The organism is Paenibacillus sp. FSL P4-0184 (assembly GCF_038004625.1).
Classification (GTDB): Bacteria; Bacillota; Bacilli; order Paenibacillales; family Paenibacillaceae; genus Paenibacillus_AQ.
In genome coordinates this window covers 1,474,663-1,499,321 of sequence record NZ_JBBORN010000002.1, presented here as the reverse complement: position 1 = coordinate 1,499,321, position 24,659 = coordinate 1,474,663, and the positions used below count along the sequence as shown (strand labels likewise).

The window sequence follows — 24,659 nt, the reverse complement described above, 5'->3', positions numbered from 1 at the left end:
AAAAATCGTCCACCTTTGAAATCCTCTTAAAAACATGATATAATTAGCATGCTAATTAATTTGTAAGGTGGTTCGGGGGAAAAAGCTGTGATTGAAGATGAGATAAGAGAACTACTGGATAGAATTTCAGCGGAAATGCGTAGAGATTATGCAGCATTGCTTAGAGAATTTAATCTTCATGTGGGTCAAGAACAGTTATTATGCCGGTTATGGAGATCAGATGGAATGACACAGATCCAGTTAAGCGAAAGTCTGAATTGTGAGCCTCCAACTATTACGAATATGGTGAAGTCACTTGAGAGTCATGGGTTTGTTGTTCGAAAAAGAGATCCTGAAGATGGCAGAGTAAGCCGAGTGTATCTAACTCCAGCCGGACGTAATCTTTGTGAACCTGTGGAACGTATATGGAATAAGCAACTGGATAAATTATTAACAGGAATTTTACCCGAAGAACGTTTATTATTAAGAAGGCTTATGAAACAGATGGTTGTAAATTTATTAGCAAGCTAATCAAAACTTAGAAAAGAGGAACATAGATGATTACCAGTTTGACTCGTATTAATGAACTAGCCAGGAAAGAACGTGAAGAAGGTCTGACAAAAAGTGAATGGGTGGAACAGATCGCTTTGCGTGAAGATTATCTGCGTGAAATTCGTGGACAAGTTCGTAACAGTCTATCGGGAGTAACGATTGTAGATCCTGAGGGAAATGATGTTACGCCTGAAAAAATTCGTTTATCGCGTAAAGAAACTTTGAACTAATATTTAGCTAATGAAGTGAATTTACACCTTTAGAATATCGTTGAATGGTCTTATGGGCTAATCAGCGAATATCTAAAGGTGTTTTTTTATGATATCAAATGGACGAAAGTAGAATCATATTTATAAAAGTTATCTTAACGGAATCTTAATTTGATTTTGTTAGCTGATGCTGAAAGTTAAGGTTCACTTAAACTTGTGTTTCACAGGATCTAAGACTGGATTGTTAGAATGAAATGGACACAAGAGAAGATATAAATATGTGGGGAGCGGGAATTACATGATGAAAAAGACATTTTTCTTTTTACTGAAAGCAATAGGAGTTATAGTCATAGCCATAGCGCTTTTTCTAGCCATTGTTTTTACTGTTAATGTGATCTGCAACAAAATCGAGAAAGGAAAAATTGAACCCTATGGTCAGCTTGTACCTGTAGATGGAAAAAACATGAACGTCACGATTCATGGAAATGGTGAAGAGACGGTAGTATTATTACCAGGATATGGAACTGCAGCGCCGGGTATTGATTTTAAGCCGCTTGTAGACGAGTTATCTCCATTTTACAAAGTGGTTGTGATTGAGCCATTTGGCTATGGATTAAGTGATATCACCGAAAAAGAACGAAGTACTGAAAATATAGTGAGTGAGTTACATGAAAGTTTACAACAATTAAATATAGACCGTTATATTCTGATGGGACACTCCATATCCGGAATTTATGCTCTAGACTATGTAAACAAATACAAAAACGAAGTTAGTGCATTCGTAGGGATCGACAGCAGTGTTCCGGCACAAGGAGCCGGCGATGAACTTCCAACAGCAGCCTTAAAATCACTTAAACAATCAGGTTTCTACAGATTGCTGGTTAAACTCTCGCCTGATCAAATCATTGCACCCGATGTTGATGCTAAAACGAAAGAGCAAAATAGAATGCTTTCGCTTAAAAACATGATGAATCCAAATATCATCAACGAAGCAGATCATTTCTCAAGCAACTTCAAAGACGCAGAAAACTTAAAGTTCCCTAAAGAACTTCCCGTGATGTTCTTCTTAGTAAAAGATAATTCGGATGTTGAGGGTTGGGCAGCTTTACACGAAGAGCAGATCAAAGATTCCTTACATGGGAAGATGATGATGTTTGAAGGCGATCATTATTTACACCATACCCGATCGAAAGAAATCGTGGAGAACTTCAGAAACTTCATGGGTGAGATAAAATAAGAGTGAATAAGAAAACGTCGAACGATTCATATAGTGAATCATTTGACGTTTTTTTTAGCTTATATCATACTACTCATATAACAAGAGATAAACAGCGAGGTAAATCATGAGCAAAAGAAATAGAAAAAGAAACATTCTATTAACGATATTGGCAGCAATAGCTGGAATATGCACGGTATCGATTTTATTAAATAAGACCTACCGTACTACGTTTGAATCCTTGTCTGAAACCGATCGGCGGATGCTGACAGAGTTATCCGAGTTGTATAACCATTTTGAGCAATCCAGTGATCAGCTCTGGAATAAGGATTATCGATTTGACTCCAAACCCTTGTTACTGGTACGAACGACTAAGGATAGCGGTCTGTTTCGTAGCGAAGGGTTTGCCGTGAATGTGCCTATGAAGAAAGGGATTTTTGCTCAAGAAATCAGTCTGCCTGAGTCGATGGGCTTACCGAAGGTATATCGGATCAGTCGTTTTTCACCGACAACCCTCTCAGCATGGTTTCCAGCTAATTTTGGAACGCTAAATCTGAAAGGTATGGAAACAATGTATTTTAAGTATTATCCCAAAATGTTTAGCGATCCCGCGCTGTATTTTGATTTTTCTTCTTTTTTATTGCACGAAGGGTTTCATATCTTCAAACAAAAAGACTGGACGTATGATGCCAATGGTGCTGAGCATATCGAAAACTATCCTATAAATGAAGAAAATTACGCATTGATGGGTATTGAATTCAAACTGTTGGATCAAGCAATGGCTGAAAGCAATCCTGAACTCGTTCAACAGTATTTACATGATTGGACAGTTGTACGAAATTACAGATACTATAAATGGCCGCAATTAATTGGCGAGGCGAAGACAGAGGCTATCGAAGGTTCTGCAAGGTATTTGGAATATCGTTATAGTAAGTTAACTGGTGGTAATTTAATGGTGCTGGCCACCAAGCAGGAGCCTTACCATGTGACATTTATGCAAGCATATGATTTTATTGCTAACGGACAAGCGGAGTCGCCTTCTTTCTTAGAAAGAAGTATCCGTTATGAAACTGGGGCTGCTTTGGAGCTAACGATGGATAAGGCAAACTTACCATGGAAAGAAGCGATAGAAGATGTATCTGGGAAGAAACCAGGAATGACACCGTACGAGATTTTGAGTAACTATTTTAAAATGAATGATCTAACTACTATTGAAAGCCAGTTAGGTGAAATTAAAGAAGTATACGATTACGATGCCTTACGCAAACAGGGGGCGAAGATCGTTAAGCAGCTTATTGGCGAATAGTAACATTAAACGTCGAACGATTCATATAGTGAATCATTCGACGTTTTTTTATATGTTCTAATTTTCACACTAATTCTTATGAATAATATCATTTCATAATGAAACACTAGAGCTAAGACATATTCAACGAGGGGGGACTTCATATGATTCAGCCTAATCATGAATTTATTGATTTTTTCGATCGGATATTCACAAACTCAACTGGCTCATTATATAGACATCATGGAGCGGAAGGACTATGGGTTGGTTTTGTTGCACGAGGGACAACTCCCGAATCCATAACTTTAGAAAAATCCTGGTCATATAACATAGGCAGTTACGTTTTTTGCGAAAAGGAACCTGCAGACCATAATGCCTTTCTGGATTCCATATTGAAACATATGAACAATCAGCAAGGTCCTTGTTATGAGAGTGACAGTCCAATGTTTGTGTCTAGGTACTTTTTTTGGTGTGACTGTAGCGATAGAGGCGAGGCTGTAATAAAAAACTGCTATCTTGTATCACATGTTAATGGTGGTAGTGGAATATCACAGTTTAACGACCCATTATTTATTAACAACACGAGCCTGAAGCTTGAATTTATCGAAAGGGTCTCTGTTCATCCGACTGCAGGCAATCAATTTCTGTTTAATCAGTATGGAGATCAAGGGATAATTAATTTCCTTTCTAATACTAATTCTTCTGTAGAAATTAGTTATATACAAGTAGGGATTCAAAACTTAGTCCTAGCACTTCATGGCAAAGAGTCAGGTTCATTTAAGTTTGATACACGAGCGAAATTAAATGATAAAGGATTAAATTTCTATCCATCTCCAGAGTTACCTGTGACCCAGTTACCTGTAGGTTTGCGTTATCATTTTTTCTATGACGAAGCCGGAAAACAAAAAACAAAAAGCCAGCATTTCGGAATAACAGGAACTAGAGATACCGATACACCATACCGCTTTCAGTGTGTTTTAAATCCGCTTTTCCCACTCGCCAAAGAAAAGCTTCCAACAGCTTTCCGGTTTGGAATATTACCAGATGAAAGTACTGATATAAACATTAATCTGTTTAAGACTCCTTTTCGTTCCGATTTCGGACATCCCATTATGTTAAAACCTATAGTTTTTAGCTCTGAGTTTAGACTGGAGGATAACGATTATGAACCGTACTGGACTCCAGGTGGACCTTTCCAAATTCAGATGGCGAAACTAAGCGAGCGAACTAAGGATGTGCGACATTTACTCTGTGGATTATCCGGCACTGAAACTATAGGTTTCAGAAACGGGCACATACTTAATTTTGTTTCCTATCAACCGGCGTTAGCCCCGATATTTCCTGTTCCTTCTCTTGAAGAACAAAGGTTCACAAGTGGTGATGCGACGATTCCGGAGCTGTTACAATCTCATCGTACAACTTCATGGATTTCTGTCCAAAATAATCAATCACAAGAGAATATCTACGTCTCCCAACCTGAAGATGCTGTTTTATTTAAAACAACAGAAGTACGATTAACACCACCAAACTTACCCAGTCCATTAATTTACGATCAACAAAAAACTTCCCTGTTAACTGCAGAGCATCTATATCCTCTTGTTCCATACGTGGGTATGAAGAACAGTGATATATCAGATTTTGAGGATGAGGTAGCGACTCAGTATGAATACCAGGTTATTCATCCAGTCCGTAAACGAAATATTACAGGACTATCAAATCATGCGGTCATTACTTTTCCTACTATTGAGGGTGAATTGCGAAAAACGACAACTCCACAAGGTCTACTGGTTGAAGCAGATATAAATGATAATTGGGAGAGTATTTTATTAGCACAAATAGCTAACGGCACAGGGACTACTCAATACCTGAAATTAGGAATGATAAGTTCGCAACTGAAAAGTGCGTTTTTAACCAATCAGTTATTTCTTGTCATCACTAATCCGCTGGATCCATTTGTTGGTCAATTTATGGATGAAATAGATATTTCGGAATGGCCGTTCCATATCAACAATAAAAAGGATGACAATAAATACGGCAACTATCAGAATGTAATAATTTTGAAATTTTGTGAAGGAACGCTTAAGGATTTAGTAGAAAAACCGCAAAATTGGACTAACGCGGATACGTTTAATAAATCTGATAACGGTGAATTATTCGCGCTTTCTGCTTGGTTGCGCGAATATTTCGAGGATGCCTTAACGCAAAAGGACCCTTTCTATGCTCTTTTTAATCATAAAATTCAACAAGCCAGTTGGACTGGGATATTAGCTTTAAAGGTAGACATTAAACAAAAGGCAATGCCGAGTGATTTGAAAGTGTTGAATGCCGGGATGGAGAAGGATCTCTTTCACGCGCATCATATAGGTATTAATGTGAATATTCCTGAGGAAGTGAATGGGAAGATCGTTCTCGAAAAGGATAGCTCTTTATTCGCTTTAGTTCACTATATGGATCCAGTTTACGAACAGGTGAACAACTTTGGAAACCCAATTCCTGTATACACTGAAGATGATTTCGATTTTAAAGTTTTATCTGTACGTGCACTTTTTTTTAACTCAGAGATTCAAGACTTTACAAGCGAAGTACAGTTGACAGTAAAACATATATTTGAGGAATCGGTAAACGAAGTAATTTCGCAGGGAGATCAACTCACTGTATCATCAGGCTTAACATCAATTTTCTTTACAGGGCGTAGAGAAAATCACGGTGAAACCAATCTCTACATCTTTAATACCCCGAAATCAAACAAATGTCAGCTGGAGAGTAGTGTATTCCATCATGTGGAGATTTCTGGAGCCAGCATTGATACTGTACAAATAGCAAATGGACCCAAATTTGAAACAAGGTTTAATCTTATGGGATTTATGGATTTTCAGAACATTAAAGGACTTGATGCTTTCTCGTATGGCAGTTTAAGTGTGGAGGATGCAAGCAAATCGAAGAAATCCGGACTTCCATTCTCGAAACAGCTGATCCGCCTTGTCTTTGATGAATCCACAATGAAACGGGATAGTATCTGGATGGATACTTCAGATATCCTGATAACCCCTGAACAAGTACAACCACGTAAGGAAAGTTTGATCTTTGGATTGCCTTTAAAATTTAAAAGGTTTGTATCGTTCGCTTCTTCTGGAAAATTGCCCTCAGAATTGGGTTATATCCCACTTATCCTCGTTAACACTGCAATTTCTGTACCACAGCCTCTTGATATTAAAGGACCTTGGTCAGGCTTTGAGTTTGAGCTGGATCTGGGGAATGCGGGTATGCTTGCAGCGGATACACTTTTCACTACTCGTGTGTTGTTGGCGTGGACCAAATCAAATGCTCCCGTGAATATTGAACGTCCGAAATATAACTTCTTTCTTGGATTGCAATTACCCGGAGGGGGAGAACAGGGCAAGCTCTTTAATTTACAGGGAGTTATTAAAATGGGTATCGGTGATATCGTGTTAACAGCAGATCCAAGTAGCGGTACAACATCATACTCGATGCAATTTAATAATGTAGGCTTACAATTTTTGGATTTCAAATTTCCACCTGGAGGTACGATGAATTTTGGCCTACAGCCTCCCCCTGGAGCTACAGCCGATCAAACCAACGGGCTTGGCTGGTATGCGAATTATATAAAAGATTCCACTAATCCAATTTGTTAAGGAGGGTACCATGAGTATTTTTATTTTAAGCCAGAAATTAATGGAGCAGAAATCATTGTATCAAGCAGTGGCTGAAGCTAATTTGATATCTCCTACTGATCTTGTGACGTTGAGACAATTATTGGTGAATTCGTTTGGAGTCGCAACTGACGATGTCTTGGTCATAACTAATCCCGTAATTGATGATGCAACTGCAACTCATCTGAAGCTCAAAGGCTCTATGCAAGTATTAAAAAAGACCACACGTATAGCTGTTGAATTTATCTGGGATGGAACAGAATTGAAAATTGTTCTTGCAGCAGAATTCGGTTCGAAATGGAAACTACGCGATAGCTTTCCAGGACTTCCACCATCACCGCTGGACTTGTTAGAGATGAATGGCATTACGTTCTTCTTTACAACTACGGATTTGACTGATTATCCAGTTGAAGGAGGCCAGTTTATTCCTTATTTGAAAAAAGGGCAAAATTTAGTGTGCGATTTTTCAGTTAAGGATAAGCTATTTCAATCCTATAAAGCCTACCTTCCAGATTCGAAGCTTTATTTGTTCTATACTCCTCTTGATGTTCAAGGCTTATTACGTAAAGAGTTGCCACACTGGGAATGGATACAACAACTTTCTGGCGTTATGACGAACATGCCAGATTTTTTAAATGTATTGAATCCGGGATTAGGATTATCAATTAATGATGTACGAATCAAAGCTTTTTTGGTAGCTGAACTACGCGTTCCGAATGGGTCACTAATTAAGGTACGGTTGGAGCAGCTCACAGACGGTAACTACCAACTAAGCTTAGGAGATGTTAGGGAATTAATCACTCCTCCTCAAGTATTTGCGCTCATGGAAGGACGAAATTGGTTTAAAGGAATTCCCTCTAAAATGCTATCTTTTTTTGTTGAAATGACGCTGTTAGATTATAAAGTAACTCTAAATGGAACTAATCATCAGATGATTTGTCATGAGATAACTGTTGCTTCCACCCAAGCATGGGAGGTGGGGAATCTCTCTATGATCCCGGAGATTTATTGGAAGGTTGGGGATTGTCTCCACCCGGGTGAACAGGAATTGATTGTTCGAGGGCGCATATTAGTAAGTGGATTCAAGGAAGCCGTTCTTTTATTAGAAGAAGATCTTTCTTTTCACGGGATCTTTGATGCAGAAAATGACACGATTCAGGTGAACGATATTCTAAATACATTTGAAGGTAATGTCATCAACCTGCCTGGAACCTTACACTTTCCAATCAAACAAATGGATTTGACCATTACAAATGCTTTGAATGGTGACTATAAAGTTATACTTATTGGGAAGAGTGACCTCAATCTCTTGAATTTTCAAATTCAAGATCCTACCTTCGAATGGCACAAATTCAGTTATATTAACCAGATAAGATATCATTACGTGTTTCGAGGGAAAGTAGTGATTGGACCATTGAGCTTTGATGTGGAAGCTCAGCCGAATTCAGTGGGTTGGTTATTGAAGGGGATGACTTTGAAAGAGGTCAAGATGAGTGATTTGGTGCCTTCATGGCCATTCTCAGATGTAATTGCTGACAGTATAACCTTTGAATATCAAATCACTGATAATGCAGATAACGATTCGTATAGTATATACGCTGATTTCAAATGGAAAATTAATGAACGATTTTTACAGCTAGAAATCGATGCCGTATTAAAGATTGAGGGAGGCTCCACCCATAACACTTATACGATTGAAACGGAAGTGGAGATACCAAGGATAGGGGCACAAGTGTGTCTAACTTATATTCTAAGTGGAGCTCCAATATATAAGGTTCAATGGGAAGGTATGAAATTTGATTACTCACCAGATCAAGAATATATGCGTTTTGCTTTTACAGGTAATAACATAAGATTCCTACTGACAGCTATGATGAAGTTAACAGGGAGACCTTACTTCCATCTGCCTGAACCCTTAGACCAGCTCTTAGATAAGGTGGGGCCAGCTTCCGTTCTTTTTGATTTAGGACCTGCTGAAAAGGTTACTTTAGAGACAGATTTGAACATAAGTATTTTGGGGTTAGATTTGAAAAAACTTAACGTTAACAAAGATAACTTAGATCACGTATTTGTTACTATTACAACTAACCAGTCCGACCTTGAATGGGATCTTAGTGACCCAAAAGAGCAGCCTAACATTAAATTGTTCCCCGATTTTTCAACAACGTTTGACCTTGAGTGGCTAGGACTAGCGCAAAGATACACCATGAATCAAACTAAGTTTGATTCCGTGGGTGATGCGGTCAACGCGATGAAATGTGCCTTTCAAAATGGAGCCGGATCAGCTGAATTACCTTATGATGCGGCTAGCCAGTGGCTGATGGGTACGGAGTTTAATTTGTTACAATACAACACAGGGGATTATTTCCTCAATATGCAGCTTGTTTTTAATGATCCCAAGTTATATGGGTTAAAGATTGCATTAAAGGGTGAATTGGCGAAGCTGTTCGACGGTCTTGAGTTGGAGGTTATGTACACTAAGCTTTCAGAATCCAAGGGGGTTTACTCAGCTGAACTAACACTTCCAGATTCCATGCGATATATTCAAACCCCACCGTTTACGATAATCATTCCGATATTTGGCATCAAAATTTACACGAATGGTGATTTTGAGATTGACGTAGGTTTTCCTCGGGATCTCGATTTTTCAAGATCTTTCACCATTCAAGCTCCCCCATATTATTCAGGTGCCGGTGGGTTTTATTTGGCTCGATTGAAATCGGATGCTTCAGAGTATGTTCCAATAGCAACGAATGGCCATTTTGGACAAGTCTTAGCTTTTGGTTTAGGTATGGCTCTTGGAGTGGGTAAGGACTTCAATAAAGGAGTTCTAAAGGCAGGATTTAATGTGAGTGCGGTTGGCGTCTTTGAGGGTGTTCTCGCAACATTTCATCCCGATAACGCAAATAAGGAGGAACGTTATTTTTCATTAGATGCAATGCTTGGTGTCATTGGACGAATCTATGGAAGTGTGGATTTTGGTTTTGTGATGGCTGATCTTAACATAGCTGTTAACCTGGTCATTCGTACTCTGATCGCTGCTTACAAGAACCTGGTTCTCGAACTAATAGCGACTGTGGATGTATCCATTAAGTATCGTATTAAAATTTGTGGTGTGAAAATCACAGCCTATAGCTCTTTTCATACAGATGTGAATGAATCGGTTGATCTTGGAGGAGGGAGTAAGGCACCGTGGATAATAGAGGGTGAGAGCCTAATTGCACCATACATTACAAATGAGTGTAAAGCACCCGTTTGGAAACAGCTTCCGATAAATCGCAGAATTAAGATCAAGACGTATTTTGTTCCTCAGCTTACAGTAGATCAACCGAAAGAGACGGATTCAGTTAATGCTCATTACGTTGCAATGCTTTATATAAAGAAAGATGAATTTAAAGGCTTGTTAGAATCACTTTTCTTATGGGTATTACAAGCCTTTGGTCAAGGGGATCTGGACCAAAGTAACCCTATTATCACTAAGCAAGTTGTTAGTGATGCACTTTGTTGGTTCAGGGATGAAACAAACGGGACTCCGATGGATTATGATCATTTAGTTCAATATTTTTTCACTGATGAAGGTGCGATCCAAATCCATCAACCTGGCAGTGATTTGAGCGATATTTCTGTGTTCCCAATGGTTCCAGCCCTTTCGATGCGAGTTCCCTATTATAACGGGACTTCGCCCGTAGATGTAGACTTTAGCTTATACAACGAGTTAACACCAGTATATCTTGATAATCTTAGATTACATTTCTCACAAGTCCGAGCACGTTATTTATCGGAACTTGGTCAATCGATATCAAAACGCAGCTATTCATGGACTACAAGTCAAAAATCAGCATCTAAAGTCTTGTTCGAAGATTTCTTTGTTTCACTCGCTAAACAAGGACTTCAAGCAACAATGGATCTATTTAAGGGTGATAACAGTTTAGAATGGGATGCTATAAAAACCGAGTTGGAGTCTAAAAGCTCTGATATTTCAGCAATGGCGAGCCATTCATTGTTAAGCGGTATGCGGCCACCCAAACTAGACGGATTTGAAAATAATGTTTCAATGGTATGTACAGGCAATCCTCCGGTCTCCACCATGTCTCTTTACCAACTGACGGGTCAACAGTTTCTTTTACCAATCTTTACTCAGGTGCCTGATTGTAACGATTACGGTATTAAGATATCCTCAAACCAAACCTGGGTTCGTCTCTACGATTCGTCTAATATTGAGACTAATGAAATCTGTGTGAGCCTCCTACGAGAGGATATCGCAAACATCCAAGAGTTGACAATCGAAGCGAACAATGGCATCAAAACAATGTCTGGTATTGGGATATTGCCTACCATGAAGCAAGTTACAAAGTGGTATACACTTGTTTCCCCTACAACAGTAGGTAATTTGCAGCTATGGAGTTTCCCCAACAGCCTGCTAGGACTTATAGCGAAACAAAGCCCAATAAATTCATCTTTGTATGCTCAAGTGAACCAGGATGGTAACGGGGACGGCGCCATTGATTATCGGTCAGGTGTTATGATTAATGTATCGCTGAAGAAGCTGCCGGAAAGGGATAGTGTTACTGGAGTCAAGCTAGATGGAGCACTGTTTGAACTAGTAGGTACGGATGAAGCCGGTACAACTCTTTTAGAAAGATGGCTGACTTCCAATCAAGGGGATCCAGAAATACAGGTGAGTTATTCAACGAAAAGTGGTGAATGGACTCTAGGTGAAGGTATACCTACCGTTGTGAAAAGCAACCTTTCTACAGAAACCAATCCGATGAATGGTTTATCTTTTCAGAATACGTATGAAAGTATTCTATGGGCATGGGAGTGTAGTATCGTTCGTTCTGGAGGCTTCTATCTCCATTATGAGAATAATGGGAATACACTTCCCGAAGAGATCTTTAATGAACAGGGCATAGGTCAAATCCGTCTGATCCTGTTGAACGAAGTAAACTCAACAACCTTGGATACCTATTCAAATTGCTTAATAACCATGTCTGGACAGTCAGCACCACTCTATATGAGTCTGACCAAGAATAGAGCAACGATCGCTAATAACGATGATACACTAATGAGGATTTCTTCTCGCCTAAGCTTACCTTTCATGGATACGGGACGTCTTCTTCAAAATCAGCTACTTAATACGATTGAGCTTACTATTCCGAAATCCGGTGGGTTTGTTCATTCTGTTGCCCGAAGTGAAACCCTTCTGTCTATATCTGAGAGTTATGATGTATCTCTGGAATCTTTACTATGGGAAAACAGGAATCTAAAGAACCTCTTTCTGGTCGGTGATCTCCTTGACGTTTCATGGCCCATTCAAGAAAAGGTTAACACGATGCCTGTGGGGCATGTAGGTTTCTCAGTCCTCAGGGATGAGGTAGCAGATAACGATACTATCGAGAATTATTTGGAACAGATTTATCGACTACTAGGATATCGTATTCGAGGGAATTCGGATTTTTGTCAGAGCATTGATGGACTACCAGTTGCTATTCACAGTTTAAATGATGATGAGGGGAAGTATGAGAACGTAGTTCCTATCTTCCCTTATGCGAAATATAATCCACTGAATTGTATGCCTACGGTTCCGAATAACTATTGTGTGCCGGAGTTTGACTTGAATCCCTATTCCGGAATAGGAAAAACGGTTCAAATCGATTTCTTTTGGCATGATTACTTTGGAAACCAACTGGTGATGAAACAATTCCCAAATTTCATTCAAATCCCAATTGGATTTACTGATCGTTTATTAGCTATTGAACAGTGGCCTGGTATAACGACTTCTTACACATTTAGTGTAAAAGAGATGAAGCGGAGATTGCATATCGAACTTCTGTTGAATTTTGAGTTATATAAACAACAGCCAAATGAAGAGTACGGGGTCTATCTTAAGCGGTTGGAAGCAGACATGCTAATTTACACAAAAATTTATTATCAGCTATGCCAGTGTGACGAGACTGGTAATCCTTTAGTTTCGTACAAAGTGCAAACCAGTCTTGATGAGTATGCAGATCATTTATTTGACACCGTTCAAACTGACGAATTAAAAGCTTTTATCACCGATTGCTGTATCTACTTAAATAACCTGTTAAATCCTCTCGACTGTGATGGGAAAAGTGAAATTAGGAAGTCACTCGATTGGCTCATCGAAGATACGAATCCATTGGATATTTATGAATTAAAAGTACTCTTGTTTATAGAGCGTCCGATTGATTTAGTGGATATAAACTTCAAAGACGAAGACACTGTTCGAGCCGCTGTTTCGGAAATTCGACCGATGATCAAAGAAAACAATTTAGTGGACTCTGATCCTAAGATGCGTTCTCTGAAGAAATTCGCAAGAAACTTTGAGATGGTATTCAATATGGATGCTTATGATCTGAAAGTGGCCATGGGAAGAACTAGGTTCGGCAGTACAGGAACAGATGCTGATAAACTATGGGCTGTCCGAGTTGCAAAACCTGGAATTACAGATCATGATCCAGATGCCACTTGTGGGGACAAGAAAGGACTGCGATATACGGTCGGTGCTTATCCGATATTTTTTGCGCCAAAGTTAATGTCCAAAAGTAAGATTTCCCGGCTTGTTAGCATCCCTGAGTTTGATGGGGCTACTGGAACATTGGGGATATATAGGAATCAATTAATCGGACCGATTGATATGGATAATTGGGCAAGATTGTATTTAAGTGCAATAGAAAATCTATTGTCAGCTTCCATGGGATGCAAAGTGTATGAGAAAGATCCACCTATGTATAGAAGTATACTTAGTCTAAAGGAACAATTAGCTAAGATCATACCGGAAACACTTGACCCCATACTAGAACCTACTGAGAGTGAGCGAATTAATGTTCCAATGGAAAAGTTAAAAGCCGATGCTGCCGAGAAACTTAAACAGCATTTGCTGATAAAGTTAACTAATGCCTATGACATTGAGACCATTGTCTCGTTTCCAGTTTCCGTTCCTTGGAGTCCATGTACCGACTCTCAGGCACAGCTTCCACAATTGTATGGGGGCATTAAGGTTCAAAAAAATACCAAACCTCTACGAAATGAGGAGCAGGGTGGAACTGAATCAGCTTATCAAACCTCGAATTCTAAAGTACTACTAGAGAAAGGGGATAGTGCTCTTAGTTTTACATTCGATGCGAAGTGCGCTGAATGTCAATCCAGTGTAACGGTTGATTTGGCTTATGAAATCCAACATATAGAGCACGAAATAGGAAGCCTTCCAAATATTGATGGTTATAAGGCTTCCTCCTGGCTAAGTTTTATTCACCCTCTGGAGCAAGTTGAAATAGCTCAAGGTGTAACAGTTCCGATACCACTTCGTTTTTATCCGGATGAACCTAAAATGATTAGACATGAAGGAGTTTCAATGCTTCAGGGTCTAAACACTACATCTGAGGAAACTACGGTGCAAACAGCCGTGAAATGGAGATATGGATTTGAGTTTGAAAGAGAATATGCTTCACAAGATATTCTGGAATGCCAAGTGATGTTTAATCAGAAATCTAATGCTGCGTTTATGAAGGTAGAAGACTTTTATGATAAACTCACTCGATGTGTACAAGTATATAAAAAAATGGAAGAGGTTCTAAAACAAGATAATATTGATGAGGAGCTTTTGCTGAAGATCGTATCTTCTTTCATGACATTAGCAATTCCAGTAGCATCTTCTTGGAAAGAATGGTATGAACATGGAAACAGAAGGGCGATGAGCGTAATTTCTGATACCGAATATCGCTTTAGAATTCTACAAGCACAATGCGATTACAACGGTGAAAAACAGCTTCTCAACATGATTCTCAGTCCTGTATCTGTACCAGTGGAGCTTAAAGATCTAGCTCCTAAGCTGCAAATTGAAGGCTGTACTCTGGAGAAAATCGCCGACAATAGTTATGTGTATCGATTAGATAACCCAGGTGGAGGGATGAAGTATTTAAGTTGGACGGACGGAATGGAAAAGACGAAACGGATTATCCAATTTGATGATTTACATTTAGCTTATTTACAAGATGCATGGGCTGGATTAATGGTGATTCGGAATGCGGAACTCGTTCCAGGAAGAACAACGAATGAGAATTTTGTATATAGAACACCTGTCATTCGATTCCCAATGAAATTAACACCTCAATTGGATATATACCCAACAATCCATATAGCAGCTATAGGAGCAGCAGGAGGGCAATTAGTAAGACGTTCATTGGATGAACATCTTACTGCATTATTTACAAGTTTGTATGGAGAAATGAATACAGGCTCGAAGATAGACAAATCAATTATTAAGGTAAAACCACGGTACCAACAAAAACTAATTGGTAACTTGAGATTTGGTACATTACCTATATCATTGATTTTACCTTCAGATTATCAACTACCTGTTGATGATGATTTTATCAAAATATTGGGAGGCAACATTCGGGATTGGTATAATCAAGTTGAACCGTTTAAGGACGGGGTTTACCAATTTGAACTTACACTATACACAAGTGTAGATGATGCTAAAGCTCCTTTGGTTCGTCTTAGAAATTTGGTGTTAGATCGTAAGGATATTACACATGAATAAGATAAGGATTGAGAATAGCCTTGCAAAAGAACCAACATAACTACTTCGAGAAAAGCTTGTTCATTCAGGCTTTTCTTTTTTTATTTATTATAAAAAAGTAAATCGTTTAGAAAAAAAGATGATTGATCAACGCAATTGTGGGCACTCTATATCCTAATCTTTACTATAGGAAGGACTACAATAGCATGTGCGGAATAGCAGGAATCTTAAAATGTAATGGACAACCCCCGCAAGAGGAAACCTTAAAACAAATGACAGGTGCAATGAATCACCGAGGTCCTAATCATGAAGGCGTATGGCTCGATTCTCAAATTGGGCTCGGTTTTCGTAGGTTATCCGTTATAGATTTACGTGATGGAAATCAACCGATGACGAATGAAGATCGTTCCCTTTGGATTGTTTTTAATGGTGAAATCTATAATTATAAAACACTACGAGATCAGCTTAAGTTAAAGGGACATCACTTTCAAACGCAATCAGATACAGAAGTCATTGTGCATTTATATGAGGAATACGGTAAGGACTGTGTCCATCATTTACGAGGAATGTTTAGTTTTGCGATTTGGGATGTTAAGGAACAGACGCTTTTTGCTGCCAGAGATCATTTTGGCATCAAGCCTTTTTATTATTACAAAGATGAGAATAACCTTTTATTTGCTTCGGAAATTAAAAGCATTCTTGCAGTTCACGGAGTACCAAGAAAGCTTCAGTATCAAAGTTTATTTAGCTACTTAACTTTTCAGTATGTGCCGCAACCCGATACGATGTTTGAACATATTCATAAATTAGGACCTGCAGAGCGAGTATTTGTTAACGCTGAAGGTGAAATGAAGATCGAGAAATATTGGGAACCCCATTTTCATCCGGTAAAACGATCTTTAGCAGACTATGCGGAGGAAATTCAGTGGAAATTGAAAGAGTCTGTAAACCTTCATTTACAAAGTGATGTGAATAGAGGGTGTTTTTTGTCCAGTGGAATTGACTCCACAGCTATAGCTGCAATGATGAAAGCAGAAGAATCCACAAAGACCTTTTCGATTGGATTTGAAGGGGTAAACAATGAAACCATCATTGCAAATCAAACGGCAGCTAAACTGGGAACGGATCATTATTTTCACATTTTATCTACAGAAGACTTTTTTGATAGTATTCCGAAAACAGTATGGCATCTAGATGAGCCTGTCGCGGATCCTTCCGCCATCGCTCTTTATCATCTAAATCAGCTTGCAAAAGATTATGTCACGGTTGTCCTATCCGGGGAAGGCGCTGATGAATTATTTGGAGGATACCGAATCTATAAAGAGCCAGATGCGTTAAGACCCATTTCATGGATGCCCAATTTCATAAAGGATTCGTTACGAAAATCATTGTCTATATATCCATATCATTTTTATGGAAAAAACTATTTACTTCGGGGGCTGACACCTTTAGAGGAACGCTTTTTCGGTAATGCTAATATCTTTAACAAAAGCGGAAAAATGAACTTGCTCCATGAGTCGGTACACGCTCAAAATAGCTTTTTACATCCGACGGATATCGTTAAGCCTTTTTATGATAAGACAGTGCACCTAGATCCTACGACAAGAATGCAGTTTATTGATATGAATTTTTGGTTGCCTGGCGATATTTTGTCAAAAGCAGATAAGCTGTCTATGGCACATTCATTGGAATTAAGAGTCCCATTTTTAGATAAAGAGGTTTTTGAAACGGCTAGTAAAATTCCAGTCTCCAATCGAATTGGCAAAAATACAACAAAACTCGCTTTGCGTAAAGCTATGGAAGGAATTGTTCCTGATGCTATTGTGAATCGCCCGAAATTAGGATTTCCCGTACCGATTCGTGATTGGCTTAAGACCCCGATTTCAGATATAATGTTTGAGCAAATACGCTATAGTGGTATTGAAGAAATATTCAATATGAATATCATCGAAGAAATGTTTATCCAGCATCGGAGTAATAAAGGTGATTATTCGCGTAGAATCTGGCTAATTTACATTTTTTCAGTGTGGTACACGCTTTTTATGAAAGAAGATCTGAAACAATTAAAGAGTGCTGTGCTGTAATGGGGGAGAGATCGTTTGAACATTGGGGAATATGCTTGGAATAAACATGAGCAGCAAATAAAATCAACTAACGAATTTACTTACAGTAGTCCTAAGATAAAGATTGTAGACAATATTGAATTAAGAAATCAACTTGAAGAGACACTTGAAAAATTACCGCAGAAGTTCCTGGCCAAATGGGCTTTGAGCGTTGCTGTTGAACACCTGGATCATCTGGATCAACATCTTATAAATGACCCGCGAATTGATTTAGGGATAGAAACGCTAGAAAAACGTATATCTGGTGGTATCAGAGCCTTTGACTTAAGAAAAGTTGGATTCATAGTCAATGAATTAGCGAAAGAGTCCACAAGCGAAGCAAGTAAGTATGCTGCTCGTTCTTTTGCACAAGCTATTGCAACTGGACATATGAGAGGACACGCTATGGTAAGCAGTGACTATGCTGTTAAAATGGTAAACATATCCAATAATTCCTCGGTGGCTGAGGCTGCCACTAAAGAACGGGAAAGACAATTAAGGATAGCTAAAGAAATGTTTTAAAATTGAAGCTATAAGACTGAACGTGTATGAAGATACTGATATAAGTTAATTAATGGTAATAATTAGCTTTTTTATTTAAGAGGTACGAAAAGAACAATCAACAATAAACATAACACACAGAGTTTAATCCGAGATTCTGATACACTATAAAGTTTAATATTCGTTAGAGACAAATCAATATCTAAAAAGAGATTCAATTGTTCATGAAAGGGAAGCTATTATGAACAATTTTGAATATTGTATAGATATCAATTATGGACAGCTAATTAGCATTAGTTTGGTTTAAATTGGCTTGCTCCATTAATTTATTTACTACTTCCTCACAAAACCCGTATTTTGTACATATGTCTATGAGTTGGAATAAGCCCTGTTTACATCTAGGATGTTGTACAAATGTCGGCGGACAAAAACATAGTCCCTTGTAGGACAAGAACTTAGTCCCTTTGCCGACAAAGCCCCTATTCTGGCCATAAAAAAACAACTCAACTGGAGCAGTTTTCAATAATCATGCTTCTTTATATAAGAATTTACGTAATTAATCAGTTCATAATTTTTTGGATAATCAATGGATATCCGTGCTAGTACATAGGATTTCATTTTTGAAATAGCTTTCTTTTTTCTTAAGCTATGATTGGGGCATTGATATTCAGTGATTCTTGTGTTGATTGTATTCTCATAATACATCTTAAAGTTTATACTTTCAGCGCTCTTACCTTTAACCTCTTGGTATTTAAAAGCCATTTTGAAGTTAGCTTTGTGCTGATGTGAGAATTTATAAGAACTTTATCTTTAAGACATAATCTACATTCTTGAAGCATTCGTGCCCCAGCTCCCTGCCGGCATGCCTTAATGGTCTATATATTTGGCACAAGCCCCTCAAAAATAATAAACAGAACCCTTAAAGCACTTTAAGGGTTCTGTTTATTATTTTATTTATTTGACATATTTAATTGCATACTTGTCAAGAAGCATTTCGGATTTGTTCAATTGCTTAATTCCTTCTGCCACCTTCTTTTCACCTGCATTGAATTTGGACCAATTTATTTTGGTCGTCCTCAAGCTGTCCCGCATTATAGTGAACCCTTCCAACTGGAGTTTTGCTCCTGCCAGATAGGAGGTATGTATTTCTTTCAACTCTACATTATTAGCTTTGAGGTTTTTCAACCCGGATACAAATTTAGTATAATTGGGCAATACAGTATTGTTTAAAGTAAGAAAGATTGTTTTTCTTGTTGAATCGTTCAGGAAACTATTTTGATTTAACGTAGTTATGGCTTTCTTTTCATAGCTTCCTAATGGCTGCAACTGCTCAATGTAATCTTCAAGATCCTGTAACATAATTTCTTCGTGTGTAGGTTCCTTTATAACTACCGGCTTAGTTGGTTCAGGAATGACTGTATAATCATCCACCACTTGAACAGTGAATACATAAGGTTCAAACTTTTCTCCAATATTGACAGTTAAGGTAGCATTCCCTTTATTTATTGCATGAAGTTCAGAAACCCATTGCGTTTTTCGTACGACCTTGACAACATTCTCATCTGAAGAGATTGGAGTGAAGTCATGTTCCGTAACGTCTGCATCGGTCCAGTCAGTGATGGCTATTTCGTATGATTTCCACTCCCCAACTTTTATCTCAGCAGGTTTGGTCACTTTGACAATGTCGGTGATGTTCCGTGCAGCCGCATAAATACTGCCAACCCCGAATACAACCGATACTATAATTGCTAGCATTAGCGAATAAATCCAACTCTTTCGTTTCATATAGCCTTCTCCCCGCTTAATTATTAATAGTAAAGCATCTACCAATTTTGCTAAGACATTTCATGAATAGGTCGCAGGTAGCAAAAGCAGCATATTACTTTCCTCTTATATTATATAACTTAGCAGGAATAATTGTCCTATGTTTTTTGGGTTTGCTTCCCGTTTCGGGGCACCACCTTTACAAAGGAATGGTTTTACGTCCGGGTCTATTCTGATCACTCACACAAATGCCGTCCGCCAGCAGATTCCAAACGCTTCCTTGTTTCCGAACGCGAGTATAGGCGAGCATTCGACACCTGTGGCCTGCGTCAAGTCGGTGTAAGACATACATTAGATAATCAAATCGGCAATAGTAACATGTTCTTGTCCATTTTCGGCAATGGGACCAAGTTCTTGTCCTGAGTAAAGGATAAGAACTTGGTCCCATAAATCAGAAAATCAGCGCTGGGCGCGGGCTCTTATGGGACTATGTTCTTGTCTTCTGACATACAATGACAAAAAGTTACCTACATAAATATAAATGTCACCCTCCCTATAATGATAACAAAAAATTGATCTTCAAAAAAATAAAATTTTCCTCAATGTAAAAAGACTATCTCCATTAGGTAATAGCCTTCGATATTAATAAATCACGATTTTGCCAGGAAAAACCCTATTTAACATATCACGCATTTCTTCTTAGCATTGCTTTTAATTATTAGTATTTCAGAAATAAGTATTCCGATGACATCTTCAAAATGGATATTCTCTTATGTAGCGGTTCTTTAATGTTGTTCTAATTCAGTCAATTTATCTTCGAGATACAAGTACGAGTCAATCCCTCGATGGAATTTTTTACGAACCGTTACACGCTAGATTTTAGGGTCCGAGCCGTACTCTCGTCTAGTAAAGGTTGTGGCTGATTGGGATCCAATTCGCTGGGTAACCTTGTTTTGTTCTCTCCCATTCGAATCCGCCATCTCTTGAAATGGACGAGGTAGCTGCTGAGCAAACTACCAAGCACGTCTCAGTCGTTCATCAAACCGTATGCAGAGTGAAACGAAGTAGTCATCTTCTCGGTCACAGACAGTCGACTAGATTCGCTCTCTCCCTTAGAAAGTTACAATAACTTTGCCTTGTGAGTGACCAGTAGAAACTTGTTGTAACGCTTTATTAATATCATCAAATTTGTAAGTAGAATCAATTGAAGGTTTAATATTGTCATTTTCAATAAGGCTAGTAATCTCTTGTAGCTGTCTTCCATTGGCTTGCACAAATAAAAAGTGATATTCTTTTTTATCTCTTGCTGCTAAACGGTCTAAACGTGCACCTACTAAAGCAAACAACATTTTTTTCCACATTGGAAGATTATTTTCAACGGCAAAGCGATAATTTGGTAAAGCCTTCAATGATACTAATTTTCCTTGAGGTTTTAAAATATCAAGTTCCCTTTTTATTTCGTTTGTACCCAAGGTGTCTATAACATAATCTATATTGGATAGAACCTCAGCATAGTTTTCCTCCTTATAATTTATAAATTCATCTGCTCCAATCGACAGTACACGTGATCGACCTCTTTCACTGCCACTTGTAATAACGTATAACCCCATTGCTTTAGCAATAGGGATTGCCATAGCACCGAATCCGCCAGTTCCGCCAGGAATAAATAGTTTTGCATTAGGCTGAGCGTTGAGCACTTCTTTCAATGCTTGATAAGCTGTTAAAGCAGTAAGTGGGACCGCAGCTGCTTCAATAAAGGATAGATTTTTAGGCATTTTAAATATAGCTTCATCTTTGACCGCCACATATTCAGCGAAAGCTCCTATTTTATTCACCGGCAACCTCGTATAAACTCGGTTACCAACCTGAAAATCAACAACATCTTTACCACATGCTTCTATAACACCAGAAAGTTCATTGCCTAATGTTAATGGGAAATCATAATCAGCAATCATTCGGATACTGCCATTTAAAATAAGAATATCTAAAGGATTTACACCTGCAGCTTCTACTTTAACGAGTACCTCACGATTATGGATTTTCGGTATTTTAACATTGTTTATTTCCAAATGAATTTCTTTTGAGTATTTCTGTATTTGAGCAGCTCTCATGTTGTGCCAGCTTCCTTTCCATTTGCAAATCTTATGGCGTACAATTTTCAGTTGTACGCCATTTGTGGTTTCACTTATTCTTATTGCTGTTGAGCTTTTAATTCTTCCATTATAGGGTAGTCTGTATAACCTAAGCTTCCGTTACCAGCGTATAATGTTTTAGGATCAACTTCATTTAAAGGTGTTCCTTTTTTTAGACGTTCCACAAAATCCGGATTAGCTAAAGACCAGATACCGACTGGCACCACATCAGCAGTACCACTATCAATATCTACACTAATATCTTCAAGTGCCCGCCCTGCTCGATTGACCAATAATGGATTTGACCAAATTGAACGAATTTCACGGAGCAGTATTTCATTCCCTAAATGCATAACATGGAGGTATGCTAAATTATACTTAGCTAATTCTTTTACAAGATGGCGATAAACCTCTGGTCCTTGTGCGCCTTCATCAATCCCACCAAGAGGTGTTCCTGGTGAAATACGGAAACCGGTTCTTTCTGCTCCAATTTCTTCAACTACTGCTTTTGTTACTTCGATTGCAAAACGAGCACGATTCTCCACAGATCCACCGTATTTATCGATTCGTTTATTAGAATTTTCACCAATAAATTGATTAATTAGATAACCGTTGGCTCCATGAATTTCAACCCCATCAGCACCTGCTTTAATAGCTGCTGCAGCTGCTTTTCGAAAGTCTGCAATAGTATTTTGAATATCTTCTTCGCTTAGCTCTCGTGGAACGGGTATTTCCTGCATTCCTTTATCAGTAAACATTTCTACACCAGGTGCGATCGCTGAAGGTGCAACTGCTTGTCGATGATGCGGAGTATTGTCGGGGTGCGATATACGGCCCACATGCATTAATTGTATATACATAAAGCCCCCTGCTTCATGTAATGCATCGGTAACCTTTTTCCAACCTTCTATTTGCTTTTCAGTATAGATGCCAGGTGAATTTAAATAACCTTGTCCATCATCAGAAGGTTGTGTACCTTCACTAATAATTAATCCCATTGATGCTCTCTGAGCATAATAAAGGGAGCTTAGTTCTCCCGGTGTGCCGTCCTTTTGTGCTCTACTACGTGTCATAGGTGCCATTGCTAATCGATGAGGTAATTCCATATTTCCAATTTTCGTATTACTCCACAATTTGTTCATTTTGTAGTCTCCTCTATAAATTAAGTTAGAAATGAAATTGTTATTAAGAAAGATGAGGGTACAGTGCAGGAACGCCACCTGCAAGTCCACCTTGTATCATTCGGCTGTTATCATCAGCAATAATTTCAAAACTGCCAGATTCTATGCCATCAATAGCTATTTTTGCGATATCTGCAGGGCTTACTTTGGGAACTTCTAAGCTGGATGTCATGTCTGTCTCCATAAAGCCAACATGTAATCCTGCTACTCTCACATTATGTGGATACAAGTTTATACGTAAATCGTTCGTCAATGCCCATGCTGCAGCCTTCGCGGCTGTATAAGCACCCGCAGTTCCGGAACTAAACCAAGATAATGCGGAAAGAATATTTAAAACCGATCCTCCCCCGTTTTTCTCAATGATCGGTGCAAAAGCACGAACCATGTATAGCGTACCGAAGAAGTGCGTATCAAACTCCAACTGTATTTTGTCCACATCACCTTCCAGCAAAGAAGCGCCAGTAGATGATCCTGCATTGTTGATTAATAGCGTAACGTCCTTAGCGAGGATAGCAGCTGCTTCAACTTCTTGAGTGTTGGTAATATCAAGCTTTACAGGTATAACGCCTGGAATATCAATGGTTTCCGGATTTCTTGCACCTGCATAAACCTTAGCCCCTCTGGATAGAAGTTCAAGGGTGAGATGGCGGCCAAAACCTCGGTTTGCTCCAGTTACAAATGCCACTTGTTCAGAAATTATCATTTTATTTACTCCTTTTATTCATCTATTAACTACTATATGGGAATGATCATTCTAAAATGTACACAAGAATAGATCATTCATGAAAGAAAACTAAAGCAAGGAAAGAAACATATTTTGAGAACGATCATTCTAAAAAATATACAAGAAGGATCGTTTAAAGAGATCTATAAACGAGACAACACTCAGTTATGAGAACAATCATTCTAGAATATGCATAAGCAATTATATTTAAATAATAATTACTTATGTAAAAGTTTAATTGATAAATCGGCTATTCGATGTAATTTTTCTTTAGGCACGGAGGTCCTTGTCATTACCCTTAACCCCACACAAACAGAATGCAGATGTTCCGCTAGATCGTCGGCATTGTAATCCAAGCTAAATTCTTCATCCTGCTGCCCCCACAGAATAATATCTTTGAGCAGCTTCTCTGATAATGTGAACGATTCAGTGGACTTCAAATCCACATTGGCATCGCGCATTGCTAATTCCACCGCTGAATTCACCATCAAACAGCCTGAGGGCGAATCTTCTTCACCATTTATTATGAAACTAAAGATAAGCTGAAGTGCCTCAGTTGCAGTCTTGGAACGTTTAACTTCCCTCGTAAGCTCAGCATTCACTTTATCGCGAAAACGGTCCATGGCTTTCAAAAACAGCGTATGCTTGTCGCCAAATGTGTCATATAAACTTCTTCGATGAACTCCCATATGCTCTACAAGATCTGTCAAAGATGTCTTCTCGTAACCCTGTTCCCAAAAAAGCTTCATCGCCTTATCTAATACTTCGTTCTCTTCGAATTCTTTGCTTCTTGCCATT

The 24,659-nt window shown here is 38.5% G+C and carries 13 protein-coding genes; 8 read left to right on the top strand and 5 right to left on the bottom strand.

Going from position 1 to position 24,659, the window contains the following annotated elements; translation table 11 throughout:
- Nucleotides 1–87: 87 nt before the first annotated feature.
- The 8 genes from MKY52_RS28425 to MKY52_RS28390 all read left to right on the top strand — a co-directional run bounded on the left by MKY52_RS28425 (nt 88) and on the right by MKY52_RS28390 (nt 18,081).
- Nucleotides 88–510, top strand: a complete 423-nt coding sequence (locus MKY52_RS28425; RefSeq protein ID WP_231573276.1) for a MarR family winged helix-turn-helix transcriptional regulator — start codon at nt 88–90, stop codon at nt 508–510.
- A gap of 26 nt (nt 511–536) precedes the next feature.
- A complete protein-coding gene (locus MKY52_RS28420; protein WP_042188496.1) occupies nt 537–761 on the top strand; it encodes a DUF896 domain-containing protein in 225 nt (74 codons plus the stop codon).
- Nucleotides 762–1,038: 277 nt separating this feature from the next.
- The gene (locus tag MKY52_RS28415) at nt 1,039–1,977 is read left to right on the top strand and encodes an alpha/beta fold hydrolase (RefSeq protein ID WP_341055149.1); all 939 of its coding nucleotides are present in this window, start codon (nt 1,039–1,041) and stop codon (nt 1,975–1,977) included.
- 106 nt (nt 1,978–2,083) lie between these two features.
- Nucleotides 2,084–3,262 (top strand): hypothetical protein, encoded by a 1,179-nt coding sequence (locus MKY52_RS28410; protein ID WP_341055148.1) that lies wholly within the window; start codon nt 2,084–2,086, stop codon nt 3,260–3,262.
- Nucleotides 3,263–3,405: 143 nt separating this feature from the next.
- On the top strand, nt 3,406–6,894 hold the full coding sequence (locus MKY52_RS28405; RefSeq protein WP_341055147.1) for a hypothetical protein: 3,489 nt from the start codon (nt 3,406–3,408) through the stop codon (nt 6,892–6,894).
- Nucleotides 6,895–6,904: 10 nt separating this feature from the next.
- Nucleotides 6,905–15,478 carry a hypothetical protein gene (locus tag MKY52_RS28400; RefSeq protein WP_341055145.1) on the top strand — a complete coding sequence of 2,858 codons (8,574 nt, stop codon included), beginning with the start codon at nt 6,905–6,907 and terminating at the stop codon, nt 15,476–15,478.
- Between the two features lie 185 nt (nt 15,479–15,663).
- On the top strand, nt 15,664–17,541 hold the full coding sequence (asnB, locus tag MKY52_RS28395; protein ID WP_341055673.1) for an asparagine synthase (glutamine-hydrolyzing): 1,878 nt from the start codon (nt 15,664–15,666) through the stop codon (nt 17,539–17,541).
- Nucleotides 17,542–17,556: 15 nt separating this feature from the next.
- A complete protein-coding gene (locus MKY52_RS28390) occupies nt 17,557–18,081 on the top strand; it encodes a putative immunity protein (protein ID WP_341055142.1) in 525 nt (174 codons plus the stop codon).
- A gap of 933 nt (nt 18,082–19,014) precedes the next feature.
- On the opposite strand, the gene MKY52_RS28385 is transcribed toward MKY52_RS28390, so the two are convergent.
- The 5 genes from MKY52_RS28385 to MKY52_RS28365 form a co-directional block, all read right to left on the bottom strand.
- Nucleotides 19,015–19,845, bottom strand: a complete 831-nt coding sequence (locus MKY52_RS28385; protein WP_341055141.1) for a hypothetical protein — start codon at nt 19,843–19,845, stop codon at nt 19,015–19,017.
- 1,091 nt (nt 19,846–20,936) lie between these two features.
- Nucleotides 20,937–21,935 (bottom strand): NADP-dependent oxidoreductase, encoded by a 999-nt coding sequence (locus MKY52_RS28380; protein WP_341055140.1) that lies wholly within the window; start codon nt 21,933–21,935, stop codon nt 20,937–20,939.
- A gap of 80 nt (nt 21,936–22,015) precedes the next feature.
- Nucleotides 22,016–23,098, bottom strand: a complete 1,083-nt coding sequence (locus MKY52_RS28375) for an alkene reductase (RefSeq protein ID WP_149647789.1) — start codon at nt 23,096–23,098, stop codon at nt 22,016–22,018.
- A gap of 43 nt (nt 23,099–23,141) precedes the next feature.
- Complete coding sequence (locus MKY52_RS28370; protein WP_076298629.1) at nt 23,142–23,840, bottom strand: SDR family oxidoreductase; 699 nt, start codon at nt 23,838–23,840, stop codon at nt 23,142–23,144.
- 239 nt (nt 23,841–24,079) lie between these two features.
- Nucleotides 24,080–24,658, bottom strand: coding sequence for a TetR/AcrR family transcriptional regulator (locus MKY52_RS28365; protein ID WP_076298628.1), 579 nt, complete (start codon nt 24,656–24,658; stop codon nt 24,080–24,082).
- Between the last annotated feature and the right edge of the window lies 1 nt (nt 24,659).

Excerpts from the sequence above, each read along its gene's own strand:
- MKY52_RS28380 (WP_341055140.1), bottom strand. The coding sequence starts at position 21,935 with ATGAGAGCTGCTCAAATACAGAAATACTCAAAAGAAATTCATTTGGAA.
- MKY52_RS28365 (WP_076298628.1), bottom strand. The coding sequence starts at position 24,658 with ATGGCAAGAAGCAAAGAATTCGAAGAGAACGAAGTATTAGATAAGGCG.
- MKY52_RS28420 (WP_042188496.1), top strand. The coding sequence starts at position 537 with ATGATTACCAGTTTGACTCGTATTAATGAACTAGCCAGGAAAGAACGT.
- asnB (WP_341055673.1), top strand. The coding sequence starts at position 15,664 with ATGTGCGGAATAGCAGGAATCTTAAAATGTAATGGACAACCCCCGCAA.
- MKY52_RS28375 (WP_149647789.1), bottom strand. The coding sequence starts at position 23,098 with ATGAACAAATTGTGGAGTAATACGAAAATTGGAAATATGGAATTACCT.
- MKY52_RS28410 (WP_341055148.1), top strand. The coding sequence starts at position 2,084 with ATGAGCAAAAGAAATAGAAAAAGAAACATTCTATTAACGATATTGGCA.
- MKY52_RS28415 (WP_341055149.1), top strand. The coding sequence starts at position 1,039 with ATGATGAAAAAGACATTTTTCTTTTTACTGAAAGCAATAGGAGTTATA.
- MKY52_RS28370 (WP_076298629.1), bottom strand. The coding sequence starts at position 23,840 with ATGATAATTTCTGAACAAGTGGCATTTGTAACTGGAGCAAACCGAGGT.
- MKY52_RS28400 (WP_341055145.1), top strand. The coding sequence starts at position 6,905 with ATGAGTATTTTTATTTTAAGCCAGAAATTAATGGAGCAGAAATCATTG.
- MKY52_RS28405 (WP_341055147.1), top strand. The coding sequence starts at position 3,406 with ATGATTCAGCCTAATCATGAATTTATTGATTTTTTCGATCGGATATTC.
- MKY52_RS28385 (WP_341055141.1), bottom strand. The coding sequence starts at position 19,845 with ATGAAACGAAAGAGTTGGATTTATTCGCTAATGCTAGCAATTATAGTA.